This is a genomic window from Williamsia sp. Y721 (assembly GCF_059683565.1).
Window position 1 is genome coordinate 661,527 of the sequence record NZ_JCASNH010000002.1, and the last position, 20,932, is coordinate 682,458.

Below are 20,932 nucleotides of genomic sequence, written 5' to 3' on the forward strand. Positions count from 1 at the left end.
GTCCTCAGTAGACCGCAGCCCGGGCAGCCGCGGCGTCGGTGGGTCGACGGAGCAGGACGATGGCGGCCAGTGCGGTGAGTACGAGAACGACTGCACCGACCACCGAGGCAACCACGAAACCGTTCACAAACGCGGTCCGTGCCGCGGCCGCCAACTCGTCACCGGTTGCCACAGATGATGTCCGGACTGCGGCGAGGGCACCGCCCAGGCTCTCTCGCGCGGAGTTGTCCACGGGGTACGAGTAGTCGAATGTGTTGCGGTACACCATGTTCACGACGCTGCCGAGGATCGCGATGCCGAGCGCTCCGCCGAGTTCGGTGGTGGTCTCCAGCAGTCCGGCCACAGCACCCGCGCGCTCCGCGGGCGCAACCCCGACCACGTAGTCGTAGACCATGGCACTGGTGGCGACCAGACCACCGGCCAGGAATGTCGCTCCGATCAGGCCGGTGATCAGCGAGTCGGTTGTTGTGAACATCGCCAATATTGCGAAGCCGCCACCGGCCACGAGTAGCCCGCCGATCATCACCGGCGGCCGACCGACCCGGGTGGCCAGGATCGCGGTCAATGGTGCGACAAAGGCGATTGCGACCGAGGGCAGCAGACTCCAGAGTGCCGCGACCAGCGGCGACTGACCGAGGACCGACTGCAGGTACTGCGTAACGATGATGGCGTTGCCGAGGATGCCGAACATGGCGATCATGTTGATCCAGATGGTGGTGGAGAAGCGCCGATCGGAAAATTGGGTCAGGTCGACCAGTGGCTCGTCCAGGTGCTGTTGGCGGCGCACGAACATCACGCCGGCAGCAACTCCCACAACCAGATAGCCGACGCGCACCGGACCCCAACCGTCGGACGCGAGCGTCTTGATGCCCTCGATGATCGGGAGGATGGTGACCAGTGCCAGGAGGGAGCTCACGATGTCGATCCGACGCGTCCGGTCACCGGTGTCACCCGGGAGCAGGACCGGGGCCACAACGAGCAGCAGCACCATCACCGGAATGTTGATCAGGAACACTGATCCCCACCAGAAGTGTTCCAGCAGTGCACCACTGATGATCGGGCCGACCGCAACTCCCCCGGTCATCACGGCGGTCCAGGTGGCGACGGCTTTCGCTCGCTGGGTGTCGTCGATGAAGATGTGCCGGACCAGGGCCAGCGTCGACGGCATCAGTGTGGCGCCGGAGACGGCAAGGAGCGCCCGGGCCCCGATGAGCATCTCGGCGCTGGTCGCATAGGCCGCGAGCAGCGAGGCGATGCTGAAGCCGATTGCTCCGATGAGCAGCAGGCGGCGATGTCCGACCCGGTCGGCAACCGCGCCCATGGTCAGCAGCAGGCCGGCCAGGACGAATCCGTAGATGTCGAAGATCCAGAGTTGCTGCGCGGGTGACGGATCGAGATCTGCGGAGATGAACGGTACGGCGAAGAACAGGACCGATACATCCATCGAGACGATGAGCATCGGGAGGCACAGGGCCGTGAGGGCGAGCCACGGTGAGCGGGTGGTGGGCATCCGGTATCCAAACTGTGTACGGACAATACTGTTTATGAGGTACACGGATATTAGGCAGCTAACTGTGTATCTGGCAAGCAGTTAGTAGGATTGCCTCATGACCACCGACGATCGACCGATGCCGCGTCATATGCAGCTCCTCTGGGGACAGGAGGTCCTCGGTCGTCGAGGTCCCAAGCCGTCGCTGTCCATCGGAGACATCGGAGCCGCGGCGGTGGCGCTTGCCGATGAGCGGGGCTGGGACTCGGTCACGATGAAGGCGGTCGCGGAGGTCCTCGGGCTCACCACGATGTCGCTGTACCGCTATGTCGATTCCCGGGAGGAACTGCAGCAGGTGATGCTCGACGTCGCCTTCGGCCGCGCCGATCCCGCCTTGACCGCCACCGGAGACTGGCGCACCCGACTCGAGAGGTGGGCGCGCGGGATCGCGACGGTGTTCCTATCCCGATCCTGGATCGTGACGGCGCCGATGCACACCGCGCCGATCACCCCAAATCTGTTGAGCTGGACCGAATGTGGACTCCGGGCCTTCGACGGGACATCGATGTCGGGCCAACAGAAATTGTCGTCCCTTCTGCTCGTCGACGGATTTGTGCGTAATCATGTCCGCCAGTCCATCCAGTTGGGTGCGGTCACGGAGCGCGGCGTCACCGCCGACGACGGTGCCTTTGAGGCATCGATCGTGAAACTTGCTGCCCCCGAGGTTTATCCGCACCTGGTCGAGGCGGTGACAGACGAGGCGAACACGCCAGGCGACTACTACACAGAAGAACTCACCTTCGGTCTCGAGGTCATCTTTGCCGGCCTCGAGGCCCGGATGGACACCCTATGAGTTGGCCTCTTCGGCCGAAGATCGCAGATGCCCCAGCGCCACAGCAAGTTTGGCGCGTCCGCGCGCACAACGACTCTTGATCGTCCCGGTGGGCACACCCAGGATCGCCGATGCCTCGGCCACCGAATATCCCTCGATGTCGACCGCCACGATGGCTGCTCGCTGATCCGCAGGCAAGGCGTCGAGGGCTCGGCCGATCGAGACCGACAGGTCGACATCACCGTGCTGGTCGTGAGGATCTGCCAGCTCGGAGATGTCGAACTCCGGTAGCGGCACGGTCAGGCGCGACTTGTTGTGGCGAATCCGGTCGAGACATGCGTTGACCACGATGCGGTGCATCCACGAGCTGACCTTGGCGTCGGCCCGAAACCGATGGGCCATCCGGTGTGCGTTGAGCAGTGCATCCTGCAGAGCGTCCGCCGCATCCTCGTCAGAATGCGAGGTCCGGCGCGCAACCGCCCACAAATGACCCTGCAACCGCGTGATCAGTATCCCGAACGCATCGGAGTCCCCCTCCACGTGAGCCGCAAGCAATTCCTCATCAGTCCGTGCATCATCCCCACAGACCTCCCCCCACTCGGCCATGGGTGGAGACTAATGGAGGCAAACGTTCCACGCGATGGCAGACGCCAAATCCGTATCCCCCCGTCGGCAGGGGAAATGAGTCCGTGAGGTTTGCGTTCTACTCCACCCGGAGACACTGCAAGCAGAACGTGTCCAGGAACGTTTGTGATTGGTGTGACGAAGGATGAGCAAGTGGTGAATGAAAAGGAATCCTCTGAGCCCGCTTTCGAGCAGCTGGTGGGCCAGTTGAATTATCCGATGTTTGTTGTGACGACCCGCGCTTCGGATCGTATGGCAGGCTGTCTGGTCGGCTTTGCGAGCCAGGCCAGCATCAGTCCGTCCCGGTTCTTCGTCGGCGTGTCCAAGAGCAATCACACCTTTGGGGTCGCTCAGGATGCGGAGTACCTCGCCGTGCATGTCCTTGCTCGTAAGGACCTCGACCTCGCGCGCCTGTTCGGTTCGGAAACCGGCGACGAGGTGGACAAGTTCAAACGATGCCAGTGGCATGAAGGCCCGCATGGGTTGCCGATCCTCGATGATGCGGCCGCGTGGTTCGTCGGCCGAATCGTCCGGAGAATCGACGCCGGGGACCACGAAGGAATGCTGGTGGAACCGTTTGACGGTGCGACAACGCCCGCGGCCACCCAGGAACTGGTGAGTTTCTCCGATGTCCGAGACCTCGAGCCAGGACACGACGCATGAACGATTCAAAGGTGCGGTTGTTGCCCTCGGGTGAGGTGGACATCACGACGCTGGCCGTCGACTGGTACGGGGATCCGCCCGTGGGTGTCCGGGCGAACATGGTGACGAGCCTGGACGGGGAAGCGGCGTTCGACGGGCGGGTACGCCAGATCTCGGGTGCCACCGACCAAGCCTTGTTGAAGGCTCTGAGAATCTTCGCCGACGTGGTGTTGGTCGGGGCCGGCACCGTGCGTGCCGAGAACTACGGGCCGGTGGTCCTGAAAGACGCCTACCAGCGGGTACGTGAACAGCGCGGGGCGATGACCGCACCGCCGATCGCGGTGGTCACCAATACCGGTGTCTTACCCGAAACCTCACGACTGATAGGTGCCACTCCCCCGCCGATCATCGTCACGACCACCCGCGCGCGCACCAGGGCGCAGGATTACGGAGCCGACGTGATCGCTGTCGGCGATGAGTCCGTCGACCTTTCGGCGGCAATCGCGGCGCTGAAAGATCGTGGGATGAAACACATTCTGTGCGAGGGCGGTCCGACATTGCTGGACGCGCTTGCCGCTGCCGACCTGGTCGACGAATTGTGTTTGACGGTGGCGCCGAAATTCGCAGGGCTCCAAGAACATACCCCTCGGGCGCGCCCTGTGGGTCGACTCGCCGAGCCGCGTGGCCTGACGCTCGCGCATGCCCTCGCACACGACAATTTCTTGTTCCTGAGATACGTTCGCTGACCTGGTGGGCCGCCTACGCAAGCGGGATCGAGATCAGCATTCGGGCTGCGGTCGGGAGACGATCTACACTGGTGAGATTCCGGGGATCTCTCGGCCGTATGCCGTCCCCGGAAGGAATGCCATCACTTCATCCCCCGCACCCCATGAGATCTACCTCGTCCCTCCCGAGCCGGAGACCCCGGAGTCGGTCGTCCGGGAGTCTGCCGCGTCGGTGGCCCGCCTGCGGGAGCAGCCGAACGTCGTGGGCTTCGAAGGTCGGTACGCGCTCGCCATCTCGTCGACCACTCCGCAAGAGGCGATGGTCGAGGATCTGCTGTTCATCCGTGGCGTCCTCGACGCTGCCGAGATCGCCTACCTCCTGGTGCGCGGCAACGACGAACGACCGGTGATCGCGATCGCATGGCCGGACCGCGCCGCCTTCAAGGCAGCAATGGTCGCCGCTTGCGAGCGGGAACCGTTCTACTCGAAAACTGTTGATGCAGAACGGGGTAAGGCGGTACTGGTAGGCGATGGGAAACTGTCGCAATCCACGAAAGCAAGAATCTTCCGGCTCTATCGACCGCGCGTCGAACCGAACAGCGGGCTGCACTACGGTGCTGCGACCGCCGTGCAGATAGAGCTGTGGTCTTTCGATGACACCGAGATCACCCTGCCGATCGAGAACTCGTTGACCCGGCGGACCATCCCGAGGGACGAAGCCGTCCGTGGGACCGTCGAGCGCTACGGTCTGACCTGGCCCACCATCGAGAACATGTTCGCCGGACATGCCTCCGACATCAATTTCGACATCGACATCGTCTTCTCCTGGGTCGACGGGTCATCGGCGGAGTTCCAGGCGCAGCGGGCCAAGCGAATGCAGAATTACATTGTCGGAGAAGGGGATGCGTCGGCCGCGCGGTACCGCCAGATCGACGAACTGAAGTATGCGTTGCGCTCGGTCCACATGTACGCACCCTGGATTCGCCGGATCTTCGTCGCCACCGATTCACCGCGCCCGGCGTGGCTGGCCGACGATCCTCGGGTGACCTTCGTCCCGAGCGAGGAGTTCTTCGTCGACACGTCGGTTCTGCCGACGCACAACTCTCAGGCCGTCGAGAGCCAGCTCCACCACATCCCGGGGTTGTCCGAGCATTTCCTGTACTCCAACGACGACATGTTCTTCGGACGTCCGGTCGGACCGCAGGCGTTCTTCTCCTCGGGAGGGGTGAGCATGTTCATCGAGGCGACCACGCGGATCGGACTCGGCTACAGCGACGCCGACCGCAGTGGTTTCGAGAATGCCGCCAGGGTCAACCGCCGATTGCTGCAGAACCGATTCGGCCTGATGACGACGCGGCACCTCGAGCATGCGGCAACTCCGTTGCGCAAGAGCGTGTTACAGGAGATGGAAAAAGAATTCCCGGAGGAGTTCGCCGCCACCGCCGCCAGCGCTTTTCGCACCAGTTCGAATATCTCGGTGACCAATTCGCTGTACCACTACTACGCGCTCATGACCGGTCGCGCTGTGGTGCAGAAAGACGCCAAGGTCAAGTACATCGACACAACCGCCGTGGCGGGACTCAAGGCCATGGGGAAGATGCTGCCGCGGCGGGCCGTCGACTTCTTCTGTCTCAACGACGGCAGTACCCCCGAGGTCGATCTGGAACTCCGCACCCAGACGGTGATCGGCTTCCTCGACCGCTACTTCCCCATCGCCGCACCATGGGAGACGGCGGCAGGGGCGGCGTCGGACTAGTGCCCCGACGCTAGTTCCGGCTGACCGGGCTTCGCCGGGTGCTCTCGGCGATCCGGATATGGGCTGCGGCCAGTCGGCGCGCGGTCTCGTCGGGTGAAACATATTCGCCCACAGTCGCATACGTGCCGATGGGTACGGCTGAATGGACGACGGTCGAGTCGTAGACGTGGATGAGGTTGAAGCCTTGTCCCCCGTCGCGGCCGCGCATCGCCCCGGCCGGCACGTTGAGATCCTGGTTGTAGCAGGTGGCGGCGGCCACGGAGACCGGTATCCCGGCGAACGTCGCGTTGGTCGAATAGTGCAGATGTCCGGCAATGATGGAGCGGACATCGCTGCCCTGCAACACATCTGCGAGTCGGTGCTGATCGCGTAGTTCTACGAGGACCGCGAGATCGAGTACACACGGCACGGGTGGGTGGTGCATCGCGAGTATGGTGCCGTGTTCGGCAGGTGTCGCCAAAAGATCTGTGAGCCAGGTGAGTTGAGCGTCGGTCACCTCGCCGTGGTGCAGGCCGGGGACGGTTGAGTCCAGGGTGATGATCCGCAGACCGCCGACGTCGTGCACCATGTCGATGGACCCGGTGTCCGGCGGCTGGTCGAGCAGTTCCACTCGGAAGACGGCGCGATCGTCATGATTGCCCATCGCCCAGATGAGCTCGGCTCCGAGCCGGTCGGCGACGGGTTCGACCATGCCGCGCAGCGTCTCATAGGCGCGTGGATCGCCTTTGTCGGTCAGGTCACCGGTGAAGACCAGTGCGTCGATCGCGACACCGGATCCGGTGAGTTCGGTGAGGATCTGGCGTAACCGCGCCTTGCTGTCGACACCGCCGTACAGATCGCCGTCACCGTCGATGAGATGGGTGTCGCTGATGTGCACTATGCAGTGATTCGGCCTGGGGTATTCGGCCGTTCGAGCCACCATCAACGCACTCGCTTCCGATCGGCCCTGCGCTGCTGCGGTTGTGTCGGGCGGACGCCCGGGCTGACAACCGTCACCAACACACACTAGCGAAACACATCGAGAAACCCTGAACGCGGACGTCGCCAGGACAGCAGATGAACATCTGCGGTGGCTTCCGGAGACGCGTCTGTGGCCCGGTGACTGCCGGCACGGTCGGTTACGGCGGGTGGTTCGCAGCGAGATCCCGGGGCTGAGCTCAGTGCGCCCGCATCGGGTCTGGCAGGCTGGTGAACGCCGGAAGGGGGTGGACGATGGGAGTGACCGGACGTCGTCGACAGGCCGCGAGGATGATCCTGATCGACGAGGTCGGCCGAATCCTGCTGTTCCGTGGGGTCGATCCGATGAACTCGTCAGGCGGGACATGGTGGTTCACCCCCGGGGGCGGCCGCGAAGGCGACGAGACCGATGAGCAGACCGCCCGGCGTGAGGTGTTCGAGGAAACCGGTCATCGGGTGGACGTGATGTCGGGGCCCGTGATGCACCGCGAGTTCGACGTCGTCTTCGCCGGGGAACCCATCCATCAGGTGGAGGTCTATTTCGTCGCGTATGTGCCGGCATTCGAGCCGCATTCGATCGGCTGGACCGAACTCGAGCGGCACACGATCCTCGACCACCGCTGGTGGTCACCAGCCGAGCTGGAGTCCAGCACCGAACTGATCTTCCCGACGAACCTGGCCGACCTCGTCCGTCGCCTCGGCACAGCGGATCAGCGGTAGCCGACGACTAGTGGGGATCGGTCCATACGCCGGAACTCCCCCGCCGGAACGAGTCCATCAAATGGGTGTCGACGATCCCGATGGCCTCCATCAGCGCATACATTGTGGTCGGACCGACGAATCGAAAACCCTTTGCCCGCAATGCCTTGGACATCGCAACAGACTCGGGCGAGGTGGTCGGCACCTCGGCCATGGTCCGCGGGCGCGGGGTCGTCTCCGGCTTGTACGACCAGAGGAAGTCGACCAAACCGCCGTCGGCGCGCAGATTCTGGGCGGCCCGTGCGTTCCCGATGGTGGCCTCGATCTTGCCCCGGTGCCGGATGATGCGGGCGTCGGTGAGCAGTCGGGCGACCTCGGGTTCCCCGTAACCGGCCACGGTGTCGACATCGAAGTCGGCGAAGACCTCCCGGAACGCCGGACGTTTGCGCAGAATGGTCGCCCACGACAGTCCGGCCTGAAACCCCTCCAACGCAAGACGTTCGAAGTGGGCGTGCTCGCCGGAGACAGGCATGCCCCACTCGGTGTCGTAGTACTCGCGCATCAAACCCGTCTGCGCGGCCCAGGCGGGCCGGATCAGCCCATCCTCACAGCGCACCGCACCCACCGGCAGGTCGTCGTTCACAGCGGGGTACTAGCCCGTCATCGACACTTGGCTGATGGCACCCTGGTAGCGCCCACTGTCGTTGCGTGGCAGGGACGTCAGCCATACCAGGACGTACTTCCCCGGCTTGGCGTCGCTGATCGGGATCCGGGTCTCCTGGCCCTCGAGCGTGGCCGCCCCGACCAGTGTGGTGGCCTCGAACGCCGTCTGAACGGAGTTCGCGGTGCGGATCTCCAGCTGCATGCCCGGCGTCGGTGACCGCACGATGACCTCGGAGAGCGTCGCATCCCGATCGAGGGTGAACATCAGGCCCAGACCGGGTTTGAGGTTGCCGAACTTGGCGCCACCGCGATACTCATCGGTTTTCCACGCCGGCGCCTGCCCGCTGATCACGTTGTTCAGGTTGGTCCGGCCGTCCGGTACCTGATCGGAGTAGTCGAGCATCGTGACGGCGGTCAGGCCCACCGGTCCTGCTGCAGCCGGAGCCGGAGCCGGAGCCTGTGGGGCCGCCTCACCGGACGGACGTGCCGAGGTGGAGAAGATCGAGTCGATGTCCGGGGTCTCGTCGTCTCCGCCGAAAGCGTTGGTGGCCCAGACGACCACCGCGATGACGAGGAAGAGGATGAACAATCCCGCGCCTGCCAGGATCGCCATTGTGCGCACCGAACGCGGCTTCTTGGTGTCGTCGTCTCCGCCCCCACCGAGCATGCTCGGTGTTGCGCGCGGCGACGAGTTCACCGGTTTGCCGTCGGTCCCGACCTGGGCGATCAGGTCGGTCTGCTGGTCGAGAACCGTTGCCTGGTCGAGAACATGCTGGACCGTGGCGGCGGTGCGGATCCCGCTGTTGCCCTCCAGGGCCCGGGCCGCGACCGCGGAGATCTCGAACGGGATGTCGGGGCGCTGCGCCCGGGGTTCACGTGGCAGACCGTCGTTGCCCGGCGCGGCAGGCGCCAGACCACCGATCTGTTCGGCTGATTGCCTGCTGGTGGCGAGTTCGACCCCGGTCTCGGCGTCGAGCGGCCAGCGCGCCAGCAGGAGGGCGTAGAGAACAGCCCCGAGGCCGCGCACGTCCGAAGACTTGTCAGAGTCGGCGAGCGTACCGGGGAACGCCAGAAAAGCATTGCCCTCCTGGCTGATCCGGACGCGTTCGGGATGATCGATGGACAGGGCGCCACCGTTGCGATGTGCGGCCTCGGCCGCGGCGGCCAGTGCGCGGACCGCGCGAGCGGCGCCGACCGGCGACGGATTCGACTTCGCGACGTCGGCCAGCGACGAGCTGGGGATCCATTCGGCGACAACAATTCCGCCCGATGATCCGCGGACCACATCCAGGACCCGCGCGATGCCGGGCGAGTTGATCCGGCCGAGCCGCAGGGTCCGCGACAGCACTGCCTGCGGGCCCTCGTCACGGGGATCGATCCGCACACCGGCTTCCGGTAGCGGAGCGGCCTGTTCGGCGTCGACAAAGGTCAGTGCCACGTCGCGGTCGAGGTTGATGTCGCGGGCCTGCCAGAACTGCAGACCGCGCGATCCGCCGTGGTGTTGCAGCAGTCGGTACCGGCCACCGGCGACGGCAGCTCCCGGAACGAGCCTGGGGCCCCGGCGAACCCGCGGCCGGGCGGGCGCCGGTGGACGGGCCCCGGTCGGCGCTTCGGGTGTGGCCTTGCCGGCTGCTGCCACATCGGCGAGGTTCATCTGCGCGGTCTCATCGAGACCCGGCGCACCGACGGACGGGCGTGGCGACGTGGGCGCCTCGACCGACTTGCTGTCGGCATCCTGTTTACCCAAAGCACCCACTCCTTTCCTTCGATACCGCAGGTCTTGTGGCTGACGGAAGTTGGTTCCGGCAGCGCCGCCGCTTGTGACCGCGTAGGCCTGCCAGCTCGATGTACCCCGATCGAAGCGTCGGATAACTTCGACCTGACCAGAATACGGAACAGACTCCTCGCCCGAGATCCGCGGGAACTGGACCGTCATCGTGGCCGCACCCTCGGTCTCGGGTTCGGGTGCCGGTGCGATGGCCGGGATGAAGCGGCCAAGCAGACGTCGAACCACGACCACGACGGTCAGCACGTCGGGCACTCGCAGCAAGGTCAGCACGATGTAGATCAGTGAGATGGTGACGATCCCGACCAGACCGAGGTAGGCGATCGACCCCAATTTGCCGTGATCGGTGGAGAGTTGGTCGAGCCCGGAGATCTCGGCCAGTGCCCACACCAGCGCGCTGCATCCGACGGAGACCACCAGGGTCCACGACACGGTTCGGCCGACGTTGGTCATCCGGGCGCCACCGAGGCGGCTGCGCAACAGGAAGTGTCCGACAACGGCGCCGACCAGATAGCCCAGACCGTTGGACAGGGCGAGCCAGCGGATGATGTCGTCCGGGTCGTCGAACAGCACCGGGCCGAGGTACGACGCGGCGACCTTGACCGCGGTGATCCCGACAACCATGTAGGTAGGCGTCCAGGCATCCTCGCGGGCGTAGAACACACGCAGCTGCACGAGCGTCATCGCGTACGGGATCATCGTGAACGCGCCCCACGACAGGACACTGCCCAATTGGGAGGCGGTCTCTGCGTTGAACTTCCCGAAGTTGAAGACGGCCACACCGATGGCGGGACCGAAGAACGTCATGAATGCGATGACCGGAACCAGCGAGACCATCGTCAGGCGGGTCGCGAGCGACAGGTCGTCGATCACCGCGTGGGTGTCGTCGGCGGCGGCGTTGCGGGACAGTCGCGGCATGATCGCGGTCAGGATCGTTACGCCCAGGACGCCGTAGGGCAACTGCAACAACTGCCACTGGGTGGCGTAGACGCTGACACCGTCCGCGCTCGCGGCCGAGGCGATCCGATAGGTGACGATCAGACCGACCTGCAACACCGCGACGTACAGGACGATCGCCACGGCCATGTTGCCGAACTTGCGGAGTCGGTCGTCCAGACCCCACTGCAGGCGCAGTTTCACACCGCTGCGGCGGATCGCCGGTACGAGGATGAGCGTCTGCGCGACCACGCCGAGTGTGGTGCCGATACCGAGGATCAGCAGTTTGGTATCGCCCATCCGGACCGGGTCCAGGGAGATCTCACCGGGACTGGCGGCATAGGCGATCAGGGTGATGATCTGAACGATGTTGTTGAGCACCGGTGCCCAGGCGCCCGGCTTGAACAGGCCCTTCATGTTCAGGATCGCGATGAACAGGGCCGACAGTCCGTAGAACAGGATGGCGGGCAACAGCAGGTAGGCCAGTCCGGTCGCCAAATCCCGGTTGACCTTGCCGTCACCGAGATTGAGGGCGGTCAGGAGCGGCGCAGCGATCACCGCGACGAGGGTGGCGGCCCCGAGTAAGACGACCGTCAGGGTGAAGATCCGGTTGATGAACCCGGCTCCCCCGTCGGCGTCTTCGCGTTCGGCGCGGACGAGGACCGGGATGACGATCGCGGTCAGGACCGCACCGAGGACAACCTCGGCGATCATGTTCGGCAGCACGTAGGCGGCCTGGAACGACGACGCGACCGCTGCACCGAGCATGGCCAGCACCAGGACGGTCCGGACGAAACCGGTGATACGTGAGACGAGGGTGGCCAGCGCGATCGAACCACTGGTTCGCATGACGCTGTCGTCGGACGGCTGACGCGGCGTGGTGGCGGTCGGCTCGTCGGGCTTGGGGTCGACGGTGACCGGCGCCACAGTGGCCCGGTTCACCCGCCCACGCGTGGACGCAGGGTCACCGGCAGTCGGTCGGGCGTCGCCGGGAGGTCGTGGCTGTGGCGCCGGACCTCCGTGGGGTGCGGGCCGGAATCCCGGTGGTGGGCCCGACGGTGGGCGCGGACCTGTTCCCGGACCCGGCATGGGCCGCGGTGGTGGCCGGCGCCGGGGCGGCGGGGGTGGTGGTGGCTGATCGGTCATCGATTGTCCCCGTCAGGCCGTCCGGGGTTGTCTCCTGGCCGGTGCCCTGGCTCCGGCGAAGCCCAGGTGCCGATGCCCCCGCTGTGGAGAGCGCGACTGTCGGCCATCAGACGCTCGCGCTCGTCTGGTTCGGGTCTGTCGAGGTCAGCGGGATCTGGTTCGCCGCGGAATCGATGCCAGAGCCGTCGGCCGGCGAGGAGTACCAGGAGCACCCCGGCACAGATCGTGATGATGAAAAGCGGTTGTCCATATGCGTTGGAATGTACTGACAATTCGATCGGACTACCCAATGGGACACCGCTGGATGTGACCAAACCGATCTGCACGGTCATGGATTTGGAGCGGTCGGCCCGGGTCGGGATCTGCAGTTGCCGCGTTCCCTGCGCCGGTATCTCGATGACGCCGAGGTCCCCGACCGTCATCCCGGCCGGGGCCGAGACCGAAAGACGGGCACGCATCGCGACCGGGAGGTCGTTGCGGATGACCAGCAGCAGCGGGCTCCGTTCGGAGGCCAGGGTGAAACGGCCGCCGGGATCGAGGATGCCGACGCCGCCGCGAATCCCCGCGATCGTGATCGCCACCGCAGAGGTCCGCATCTCACCGGCCTCCGTGGCGGCCCGCTGATCCTGGGGCGAGACCGATGCCATCGCACGGAGCAGGTCTTCACGAAGCGGAGCCATGTACGCCTGCGGCGTGATCGGGACATCGGACCGCGCGACCATCGACTCCTGCAGGTCCCAGGTCTGGGTGGTGTCCGATCCGACGGCGGTGATGATCTGCTCCGGCGGGCCGGTGATCTCGGCGCCTGCCGGTGCGATCAGTCGGGCCCCGGCCGGTGCGGTGGCGGTGGCTGTCAGGTCGGCGCCCAGGGTCTCGAGCGGTCGCGGGACACCCAGGTTGGACGTCAGCAGCTGGGTCATCGTGGACAACACGGCCTTGGTGTCGTCTGCGGTGGCGGACCACGTCGGCGGCGGCATGAGGACCTGACCCCGTCCGATCGTCTTGGCGATCGGGTCGTCGCTCCCGTTCTGCTCGGCATCACCGGTGATCGCGGACAGTGTGGACGGCGCCAGTGCCGAGAACATCATCGCTCCGAGCGCGGTCTGTCGCCGGGCCGCCTCGCTGCCCCGCAACCATCCGTCGCGCTGATCGGTGGGGGTGACCTGCGCCGACCGCGGGGCATCACCCATCGCGGCCAGCGCACTGGACATCGCGGGATCGAAGGTCTGGACCGCAAGGTCGTCGCCGAGCGGGTACTCGCCGTTGGTGGAGGTGGGTGTGGTGGTGCGGACCGCGGACGCGGACAGGAGCGTGCCGACCGAGCCGTTGTCCTTCACCAGGTCGGCGGCCTTGTCGTCGAGGACGCCGGAGGTGGGAAGGGTCAGTCCCCGCACGCTTTTCACCTTGAGGATGGTGTCGACGATGTCGGCCGGTGTGTCGAGTGCGGCCTTGGAGAGCCCCGAGTCGTCCACCTGCGCGAGCGCGTTCGTGTCCACATGTGCAAACGGGGTCGCGACGACGCACATCGTCGGTGCCAGTGCCTGCAACCGGGCCAGCCAGGCCTTGGCGACCGCCGATCCGGTGCCCTCGAACGCAGGTCCGGTCGGATCGCCGGGATCGGTGCTGACCAGGTAGGGGCCGGTCATGGCCTGGACACTGACGAGCAGATCTGGATCGATGGCCAGGCACAGGCTCTGGGTGAGCGGCGTGTTGGCCTCTTGCGCGTGGGTCTGTTCCATCGCGGTCAGGAGGGTGTCGAGTCGACCGCCGGATTCGAGTGATTGGCGCAAACCGTTGTCCAACAAGCGGACCGTTTCGTCGCCGCCTCCGGTGACACCCGGTGCCAGTGACGCGGGTGCGGCGATCGGCCACAGCAGGGTCAGGCCCATCGGCTGGGAGGTGTCCGGGGCGATGGATCCGTCCGGCGCCACCGGGATCGCCCCGGTCGGCGCGGAGTCCGATCCGGCCAAACCCTGCGTCTGCGCGCGGGTGTCGTCGTCGGGCAACCCCATGACCGGCAGCAGGGTCCGGGCATCGTCGAGCCTGGCCGCATCGCCGTACTCGGGTGTGCCGTTGACGTTGATCAGGATGGGATAGACGCCCGGTGTGTCGATGGCCAGACTGGGCCGGTCGGAATCGTCCGCCGACAAGGGGAGCCGCAGGGTGAACGGCACCGATTCCCCTGGCTTCAGTTCCCTGGTCACATCGACGAAGTTGCCGACGATCTCGAAACTGTTCGGATCTGCCGACAACGAGTCACCGAGGCCCGCGCTGGTGGTGATCACGTCCCCGCGCTCCATGCGCATCGCGATGTTGCGGACCGGGCGGTCACCGATGTTGTTCAGCGTTCCGCTCGCGGTGACGGTCCCGCCGCTGGTGGTCGACACCGTCGACGGATCGATCGACTCGAGGGAGATCTGCAGGAACTGATCAGAGTCGGTCTGCACGTCGCCGGGCGCTGCGAACGCTGCCGGAGCCAGCGGCACCGCAATCATGATCGTGGCGCCCAGGACGATCAGTAGTCGCCGGACAACGAGGAACCACCGCAGGTGGCCGATCCCCCGAGCCCGCATCGAACCGGCCTTCACGTGGCTTCTGATGGGCCGGAGTCACCGGTTGGGCCGTGCGCGGCCGCTCCCCCGCCTTTACCCGCCGAACCCTCGCCTCCGCGACCGGAGCCGCGTCGACCGCGTCGTCGGCGTCGACGCGGTTTCTGGACGGGAGCAGGTGGTTCGTTGCGTTTCTGGTTGCGCGCCGCGGCGGCCTTCTCGTAGGCATTGGGTTCGCTGCGCGTGCCCAAGGCCTCGGATTCGGCCATCCGATCGGGATCGGCGGTCAGTTCGGCGATGACGTCCTCGGCCACGCGGGCCAGGCGCCGCTCATCGGAGTACGTGAGTCGACGGGGCAGATCGACCAGTGGCACCCAGGCCACCTCGGCGACCTCGTAATCGGCGTCGGACAGCTCTCCTCCGGTGAACCGCATCAGATAGTGGTGCACCGTCTTGTGGATACGTTTGCCTTCGCTGACAAACCAGTAGTCGATCTTGCCGAGGGGCGCGACGACGTTGCCCTTGATGCCGGTCTCCTCGGCGACCTCACGGATGGCCGTCTGCTCGGCGGTCTCACCGGTTTCGATATGGCCCTTGGGCAGCGACCACATCATGCGGCCCCGCCGGTCCACGCGACCGATCAGTGCGGCGCACCGCTCGTTGTCGGGACCGTCGAGGCCGGAGACCATCAAACCGCCTGCAGAGGTCTCCCGGACGGTTCGCAGCCGCTGCTTGGCAAGGTTCGCCGGGACCTTCGCGGGCAATTTCGATCTGCCCACGTCCGATGGCTTGACCTGCGCGGTCCGCCCGTCGGCCGCCTTGGTGCCTGCGACACCGGTCGATTCGCTGCGGGCGGCATCGACCGTGTTGTCGACGGGACGGGACGGTTTGCGGCGCCGACCGCGACGCGATCGACGTGATGATCCGCCCGCGGGCGTCTTGTCGGTCGCCGGGGCGTCGTTCGTCGCCGGCGAATCGGACACCGCTGCGGGTGGCCTGGGATCGGTGGTCTGACCAGCGCCGCCCCCGCGGCGATTGCCGCGCCGTCGCCGAGGACGCCGGGTGACGTCCCTACTCGGCTCTGTGGGTTCGGCTGACACTCAATAGATGCTAGTCGTCGGTAACCGGCTGTTTCCGCCAGCGTGGCCGATCAGGCACCGAACTCACACCCTGTGGTGGCCCGTGAACTCCCCTGCCGGTCCCGCTCGACTAGTCTGGCGTTTCGTGACAACTCCCCCGCCTGCCGCCGATTCCTCTGCCGCCGATTCCGCAGGCGCAGACGAACGACGCACGCGGTTGCTGGCCTCTGCCGCGGTGTCGCTGCGGGAGCTCTCCGACGTCCTCGATCCCCTCGGTGCCAAGTTCGCCGCGGCCGGATTCCAGCTCTACCTGGTCGGTGGTTCCGTGCGGGACGCCGTCCTCGGCCGGCTCAACCACGGCGATCTGGATTTCACCACCGATGCCCGCCCGCAGGACGTGCAGGAACTGCTGCGTGGCTGGGCCGAGGCGATCTGGGACACCGGCATCGACTTCGGGACGATCAGTGCGGTCAGGTCCGGGCAGCAGATCGAGATCACAACGTTCCGTGCCGACAGCTACGACCGGGTCGGGCGGAACCCGCAGGTCCGGTTCGGCGACACCCTCGAAGACGATCTGGTGCGGCGTGACTTCTCCATGAATGCGATGGCGGTGAAGATCGGCGCCGATGGCAGCCAGGAGTTCGTCGACCCGCTCGGTGGTCTGGAGGCATTGCTTGCCGGGGTGATCGACACACCCGCTGCCCCCGAGGACTCCTTCAACGACGATCCGCTGCGCATGTTGCGGGGTGTCCGGTTCGTCTCGCAGCTGGGCTTCTCCCTCAGTCCGCGGGTGTTCGAGGCCATCACGGCCATGGCCGACCAGATCGCCCGGATCACGGTCGAACGGGTTGCGGTCGAACTGGACAAGCTCATCCTCGGAGAGCATGCGGTCGAGGGCATCGACATGCTCTGCGAAACGGGTTTGGCGGAACGGGTGATCCCCGAGATCCCGGCGATGAAGCTCGCGATCGATGAGCATCATCAGCACAAGGACGTCTATACCCACTCGTTGACGGTGCTGGCTCAGGCGATGGACCTCGAGGACGGCGACCCGGATCTGGTGTTGCGGTGGGCGGCCATCCTGCACGACATCGGAAAGCCCGACACCCGTCGGCACGAACCCAACGGCGGCGTCAGCTTCCACCATCACGAGGTGGTCGGCGCGAAGATGGTCCGCAGGCGGTTGCGGGCACTGAAGTATCCGAAGGCCGTGATCGAGGACGTCGCGAATCTGGTCTTCCTGCATCTGCGATTCCACGGCTACGGCGACAGCCAGTGGACCGATTCCGCGGTCCGCCGGTACGTCACCGATGCCGGTGACCTACTCCCCCGCCTCAACAAGCTGGTCCGCGCCGACTGCACCACCCGCAACAAGCGCCGGGCTCGCCGACTGCAGCAGAACTACGACAACCTCGAAGAGCGGATCGCCCGCATCGCGCAGGACGAAGATCTTGCCCGGGTCCGGCCCGATCTCGACGGCAACGCCATCATGGAGTTGCTGGGATTGCCGCCCGGACCCCAGGTGGGCAAGGCCTGGCGCTACCTCAAGGAACTCCGGCTCGATCGTGGCCCGATGTCCCATGAGGAGGCCGAGCAGGCCTTGCGCGAGTGGTGGGCGCAGCAACAGCCGAGTTAGTGCCCGGGGTCCGGCAGATCAGGTGAGCGAGACCAGCTTCCCGATGTCGTCGGCGGGCAGCTTGCCGTCTACCACCGCGGTCACGGTCGTGTTGTTCAAAGTGATTGCGCCACCGTGGTTGTCGAGGAACGCGGTGTCGGCGGCGTCGCGTCCGGTCGAGATGCGGATGAGGGTCTGGCGCGGTGCCAGGCAGGTCGCGTCCACCACCCGCCACTGGTCGTCGACAAGTGCTTCGGCAACGGCGTGGAAGTCCATCGGGTCACATCCGGGCGCATAGACGGCGACGAGTCGGGCCGGCACATTCAGGGCGCGGAGGGCTGCGACGACCAGGTGCGAGTAGTCCCGGCAGACACCGGCCCCGGCGAGCAGGGTGTCGGTGGCCCCGTCGGTGGGACCGCTGGCACCGGGTGTGTAGTCGAGGTGGTTACCCACCCAGGCGGCAACGGTCTCGAGTAGCTTGGAAGGTTTGGCGTTGGTATCGAATTGCTTTGCGGCCCAACCGAAGAACTTGTCTGTCTCGGAGTACCGACTGGGTCGAAGATAGAGCGACCGATCGTAGTCGGTGGCCGTGGCGGGCGCGGTGGTCCCCACGATGGTGGCCGTGTACGCGACCTTCAGGTTGCCGACGCCGGCATGTAACAGGTGGATTCTGTTGCCGTGGGGTCCGCTGATCTCCCTGGCGTCCAAGGGCTTTCCATCGAGCGTGAATGAGAGGGTCTCGGTCACCTCGGCACCGGGATGCGGTGCGACGGCGATCTGGAACTCGAGATCCGTCTCGCCGTTGATGTCGACGTCGAGGCGGGCTGACACATCGCGCTTTTGCACGCAGAACTCCTGTATTGATCAATTCGGAACATGGATCGGACAGGAGAACTCTCAAACACCCCCCGGCGCTGCCGACGACAGAAACGATACCGCACCCGGACGGACTTCGATGGTTGCCGGTAGTTCGCCGATCCGGTCGCCGTCGGCGTATATCGGCGTCCTCCTGGAACTGGTGAGTTCGATGCGCCTGCCGCGCAACTGCTCCACTTCTTTGCGATGAATGTGCTTGCCGCTGTAGATGGTTGGGAACAGACCCATCAGCTTCAGGCGTGGCCCGTGATGCACCAGGATGACGTCGAGTTCCCCGTCGTCGATGACGGCCGACGGAGTGATCTGCATCCCACCGCCGTAGCTTGCGGTGTTCCCCACCGATGCCAGCACGAGATCGCGCTCGAGTCGGCGGCCGTCCACGGAGATCTGATAAGGAAACGGTTTCATCCGGGCCAGCTCGATCAGGGCCGCAATCGGGTATCGCAGTTGACCTTTCGGCCACGAAAGGGTGTTCGCCCGTTCGGTGACCAGGGCGTCGAGGCCGGTGGCGGCCACAGTGCCGTACGCGTGAATGCTGCCATCGGACAGCGTGATGGTGGCGGTGTCGCAGACCCGGCGGGCACCGCCGCGGATGATGGCTGCCGCTGCGGCCGGATCACCGATCGGGATGCCCAGTGTCCGGGCCGTGTCGTTGCCGGTGCCGGCAGGCATCAGTCCGATGGGTACGGCGTCTGCGCCGGCCTCATAGGCGGCCTGTAGGGCCAGGCGGATGGTGCCGTCGCCCCCGACCACCACCAGGGCGTCATGCTCGGGTGAACGGACGCCTCGTGCGAATTGCAAGGTCTCGTCGGCGCTCGAACCGGTCAACGCGGTGACCTCGAGGCCGGTTGCCACCAGCGCTTCGACGGCGGCGGCCACTGCGGCGCCGGCGAGGCCGTGACGTGCGGCCGGATTGATGAGCGCGGCAACCCGAAGGATGGTCATGGAATGAGTTTGCCCGGATTCAGGATGCCGGTGGGATCGAGGGCGGATTTGACCGCGCGCAATATCTGCGCGCCGACGTCCCCGATCTCCATCGGCAACCAGCGACGGTGGTCGGCGCCGACGGCATGATGGTGGGTGATCGTGCCGCCTGAATCCACAATCGCTTGACCGACAGAGGCTTTCACGCCGGACCATTCGGTGATCGGATCATCCCCGTAGCGGTAGACCACCGTGAAATACAGTGAGGCGCCGGTGGGATAGGTGTGGGAGATGTGGCAGAGCACCAGTGCCGGGGAGCCGGACCGTCCGATGGCCTCGGTCAGGGCGCCGGTGACCGCGGTCTTGAGTGTGCTCACGTTCGACCAGGTGGTGGCGGTTTCCAGTGTCTCGCAGCCGACCCCGATGTCCAGGAGTGCATCCCGCAGGTAGGGAGCGTTGAAACGGCTGTGTTCCCAGGCCTGTGCGCGGGCGGCGCCCAGCGACGTACCACCGGCGGCGGCCAACAGTCGTCCGGTGAGCTCCTGGCGAGCCCGGGCCACCGCCTCGGTCCCCTCGAATGTGGTGATGGCCAGGCATCCACCGGAAACGGTGTCGGTGTCGGCACCGATCTTGTCCGGGCTGGCCAGGTTGACACCGGTCTCGGCCTCGTCGGACAGACGCATCACGGTCGGCCCGCCTCCTTGCTGCGCCACCGCACGCAAAGCTTCTGCGCCGGAGTCGAAGTCGGTGAAGTGCCAGGCGTCGTACAGGGTGACGGGCGCGATGCGGTGCACACGCAGGGTCACGGCGGTGATCACGCCGAGGGAGCCCTCGGAACCGAGGAACAGTTGGCGAAGATCGGGTCCGGCCGCGGTCTTCGGCGCCCCACCCAGGTCGATGACCCCGGTGGGTGTGACCACTCGCAGGCCGGTGACCATCTCGTCGAACCGGCCGTATCCGGCGGAGGCCTGCCCTGATGATCGAGTGGCCGCGAACCCGCCGATGGTGGCGAACTGGAAACTCTGCGGGAAATGTCCGAGTGTGAATCCATGTGCAGCCAAGAGCTTTTCGGCCTGTGGACCGGTGACGCCTGCACCCAGCACCGCCTCACCGGAGATGGTGTCGATCGACAGCAGCTGATCAAAACGCTGTAAATCCAGGCTGATCACCGCGCGCAGGGAGCCGGCGTCTGGGTCGACCCCCCCGACCACACTGGTGCCGCCACCGAAGGGAACCACCGCGACCCGGGATCTGGCGCACCAGTCCAGGAGGTCGGAGATCTCCTGTTCGCCTGCGGGTTCGACCACACCGTCCGGTGCGTCTTGTCTGCGGGTCCTTCGACGCAGGAGGTCAAGGGTCGATTTACCACCCGCCCGCGTCAGTCGATCACCGTCGGACGTCGATACCGCACTGACGATTCCGCGGAGGGCATCGAGGTCGGCGTCCGTGAGCCGGACGGGCGAGAGTTCGATCTCGGTCGCGGCCGGGGCCGGGATCCGATCGCCGGAGACGCCGAGAACCTGTGACAGGAGTGCCCTGATCGGCTCGGAGAGCTCGGTGGCGGCCTCGGGTGATCCCCATCCGTCCCAACGCATCGGGGGCAGAGGCAGGGAATGCTGGGGAAACTCGACCGT

Annotated in this window: 16 protein-coding genes; 6 read left to right on the forward strand and 10 right to left on the reverse strand. The window is 65.9% G+C overall.

Going from position 1 to position 20,932, the window contains the following annotated elements; genetic code table 11:
• Positions 1-4: 4 nt before the first annotated feature.
• On the reverse strand, positions 5-1,510 hold the full coding sequence (locus AC56PL_RS11860; RefSeq protein WP_497153935.1) for an MFS transporter: 1,506 nt from the start codon (positions 1,508-1,510) through the stop codon (positions 5-7).
• Between the two features lie 97 nt (positions 1,511-1,607).
• On the opposite strand from AC56PL_RS11860, the gene AC56PL_RS11865 reads away from it, so the two are divergent.
• Positions 1,608-2,342 carry a TetR/AcrR family transcriptional regulator gene (locus AC56PL_RS11865; RefSeq protein WP_497153936.1) on the forward strand — a complete coding sequence of 245 codons (735 nt, stop codon included), beginning with the start codon at positions 1,608-1,610 and terminating at the stop codon, positions 2,340-2,342.
• Here the strand turns inward: AC56PL_RS11865 and sigM are convergent.
• Entirely contained in the window at positions 2,337-2,927 is a 591-nt protein-coding gene (gene sigM / locus AC56PL_RS11870) for an RNA polymerase sigma factor SigM (RefSeq protein ID WP_497153937.1), read from the reverse strand. The two genes, AC56PL_RS11865 and sigM, sit on opposite strands and share 6 nt — an antisense overlap.
• 174 nt (positions 2,928-3,101) lie before the next feature.
• On the opposite strand from sigM, the gene AC56PL_RS11875 reads away from it, so the two are divergent.
• From AC56PL_RS11875 to AC56PL_RS11885, 3 genes are all read left to right on the forward strand, one after another.
• On the forward strand, positions 3,102-3,608 hold the full coding sequence (locus tag AC56PL_RS11875; RefSeq protein WP_495515966.1) for a flavin reductase: 507 nt from the start codon (positions 3,102-3,104) through the stop codon (positions 3,606-3,608).
• Complete coding sequence (locus tag AC56PL_RS11880; protein WP_497153938.1) at positions 3,605-4,333, forward strand: pyrimidine reductase family protein; 729 nt, start codon at positions 3,605-3,607, stop codon at positions 4,331-4,333. The genes AC56PL_RS11875 and AC56PL_RS11880 overlap by 4 nt, the downstream gene beginning before the upstream one ends.
• 298 nt (positions 4,334-4,631) lie before the next feature.
• Complete coding sequence (locus tag AC56PL_RS11885) at positions 4,632-6,068, forward strand: stealth family protein (RefSeq protein WP_497154295.1); 1,437 nt, start codon at positions 4,632-4,634, stop codon at positions 6,066-6,068.
• Between the two features lie 10 nt (positions 6,069-6,078).
• On the opposite strand, the gene AC56PL_RS11890 is transcribed toward AC56PL_RS11885, so the two are convergent.
• On the reverse strand, positions 6,079-6,990 hold the full coding sequence (locus tag AC56PL_RS11890) for a phosphodiesterase (RefSeq protein WP_497153939.1): 912 nt from the start codon (positions 6,988-6,990) through the stop codon (positions 6,079-6,081).
• A 290-nt stretch (positions 6,991-7,280) separates the two neighbouring features.
• Between AC56PL_RS11890 and AC56PL_RS11895 the strand changes: the two genes are divergently transcribed.
• Positions 7,281-7,745: an NUDIX hydrolase gene (locus AC56PL_RS11895; RefSeq protein WP_497153940.1), complete on the forward strand. Its 465-nt coding sequence runs from the start codon at positions 7,281-7,283 to the stop codon at positions 7,743-7,745.
• 7 nt (positions 7,746-7,752) lie between these two features.
• On the opposite strand, the gene AC56PL_RS11900 is transcribed toward AC56PL_RS11895, so the two are convergent.
• The 4 genes from AC56PL_RS11900 to AC56PL_RS11915 are packed head-to-tail and all read right to left on the reverse strand — an operon-like array spanning position 7,753 to position 15,904.
• Positions 7,753-8,367: a DNA-3-methyladenine glycosylase I gene (locus AC56PL_RS11900; protein ID WP_497153941.1), complete on the reverse strand. Its 615-nt coding sequence runs from the start codon at positions 8,365-8,367 to the stop codon at positions 7,753-7,755.
• Between the two features lie 9 nt (positions 8,368-8,376).
• On the reverse strand, positions 8,377-12,255 hold the full coding sequence (gene murJ / locus AC56PL_RS11905; RefSeq protein WP_497153942.1) for a murein biosynthesis integral membrane protein MurJ: 3,879 nt from the start codon (positions 12,253-12,255) through the stop codon (positions 8,377-8,379).
• Positions 12,252-14,828 carry a DUF6049 family protein gene (locus AC56PL_RS11910; RefSeq protein WP_497153943.1) on the reverse strand — a complete coding sequence of 859 codons (2,577 nt, stop codon included), beginning with the start codon at positions 14,826-14,828 and terminating at the stop codon, positions 12,252-12,254. The genes murJ and AC56PL_RS11910 overlap by 4 nt, the downstream gene beginning before the upstream one ends.
• Before the next feature lie 11 nt (positions 14,829-14,839).
• Positions 14,840-15,904 (reverse strand): NUDIX hydrolase, encoded by a 1,065-nt coding sequence (locus AC56PL_RS11915; RefSeq protein ID WP_497153944.1) that lies wholly within the window; start codon positions 15,902-15,904, stop codon positions 14,840-14,842.
• Between the two features lie 124 nt (positions 15,905-16,028).
• Here AC56PL_RS11915 and AC56PL_RS11920 point away from each other — a divergent pair, with 124 nt between their 5' ends.
• Positions 16,029-17,519 carry a CCA tRNA nucleotidyltransferase gene (locus AC56PL_RS11920; protein ID WP_497153945.1) on the forward strand — a complete coding sequence of 497 codons (1,491 nt, stop codon included), beginning with the start codon at positions 16,029-16,031 and terminating at the stop codon, positions 17,517-17,519.
• A gap of 18 nt (positions 17,520-17,537) precedes the next feature.
• On the opposite strand, the gene AC56PL_RS11925 is transcribed toward AC56PL_RS11920, so the two are convergent.
• From AC56PL_RS11925 to AC56PL_RS11935, 3 genes are read right to left on the reverse strand one after another with little or no spacing between them, the layout of a single operon-like run.
• Positions 17,538-18,344, reverse strand: coding sequence for a transglutaminase domain-containing protein (locus AC56PL_RS11925; protein WP_495513891.1), 807 nt, complete (start codon positions 18,342-18,344; stop codon positions 17,538-17,540).
• 51 nt (positions 18,345-18,395) lie between these two features.
• Positions 18,396-19,319 carry a YegS/Rv2252/BmrU family lipid kinase gene (locus AC56PL_RS11930; protein ID WP_495513892.1) on the reverse strand — a complete coding sequence of 308 codons (924 nt, stop codon included), beginning with the start codon at positions 19,317-19,319 and terminating at the stop codon, positions 18,396-18,398.
• The gene (locus AC56PL_RS11935; RefSeq protein ID WP_497154296.1) at positions 19,316-20,893 is read right to left on the reverse strand and encodes an FAD-binding oxidoreductase; all 1,578 of its coding nucleotides are present in this window, start codon (positions 20,891-20,893) and stop codon (positions 19,316-19,318) included. Before AC56PL_RS11935 ends, AC56PL_RS11930 begins: the two co-directional genes overlap by 4 nt.
• Between the last annotated feature and the right edge of the window lie 39 nt (positions 20,894-20,932).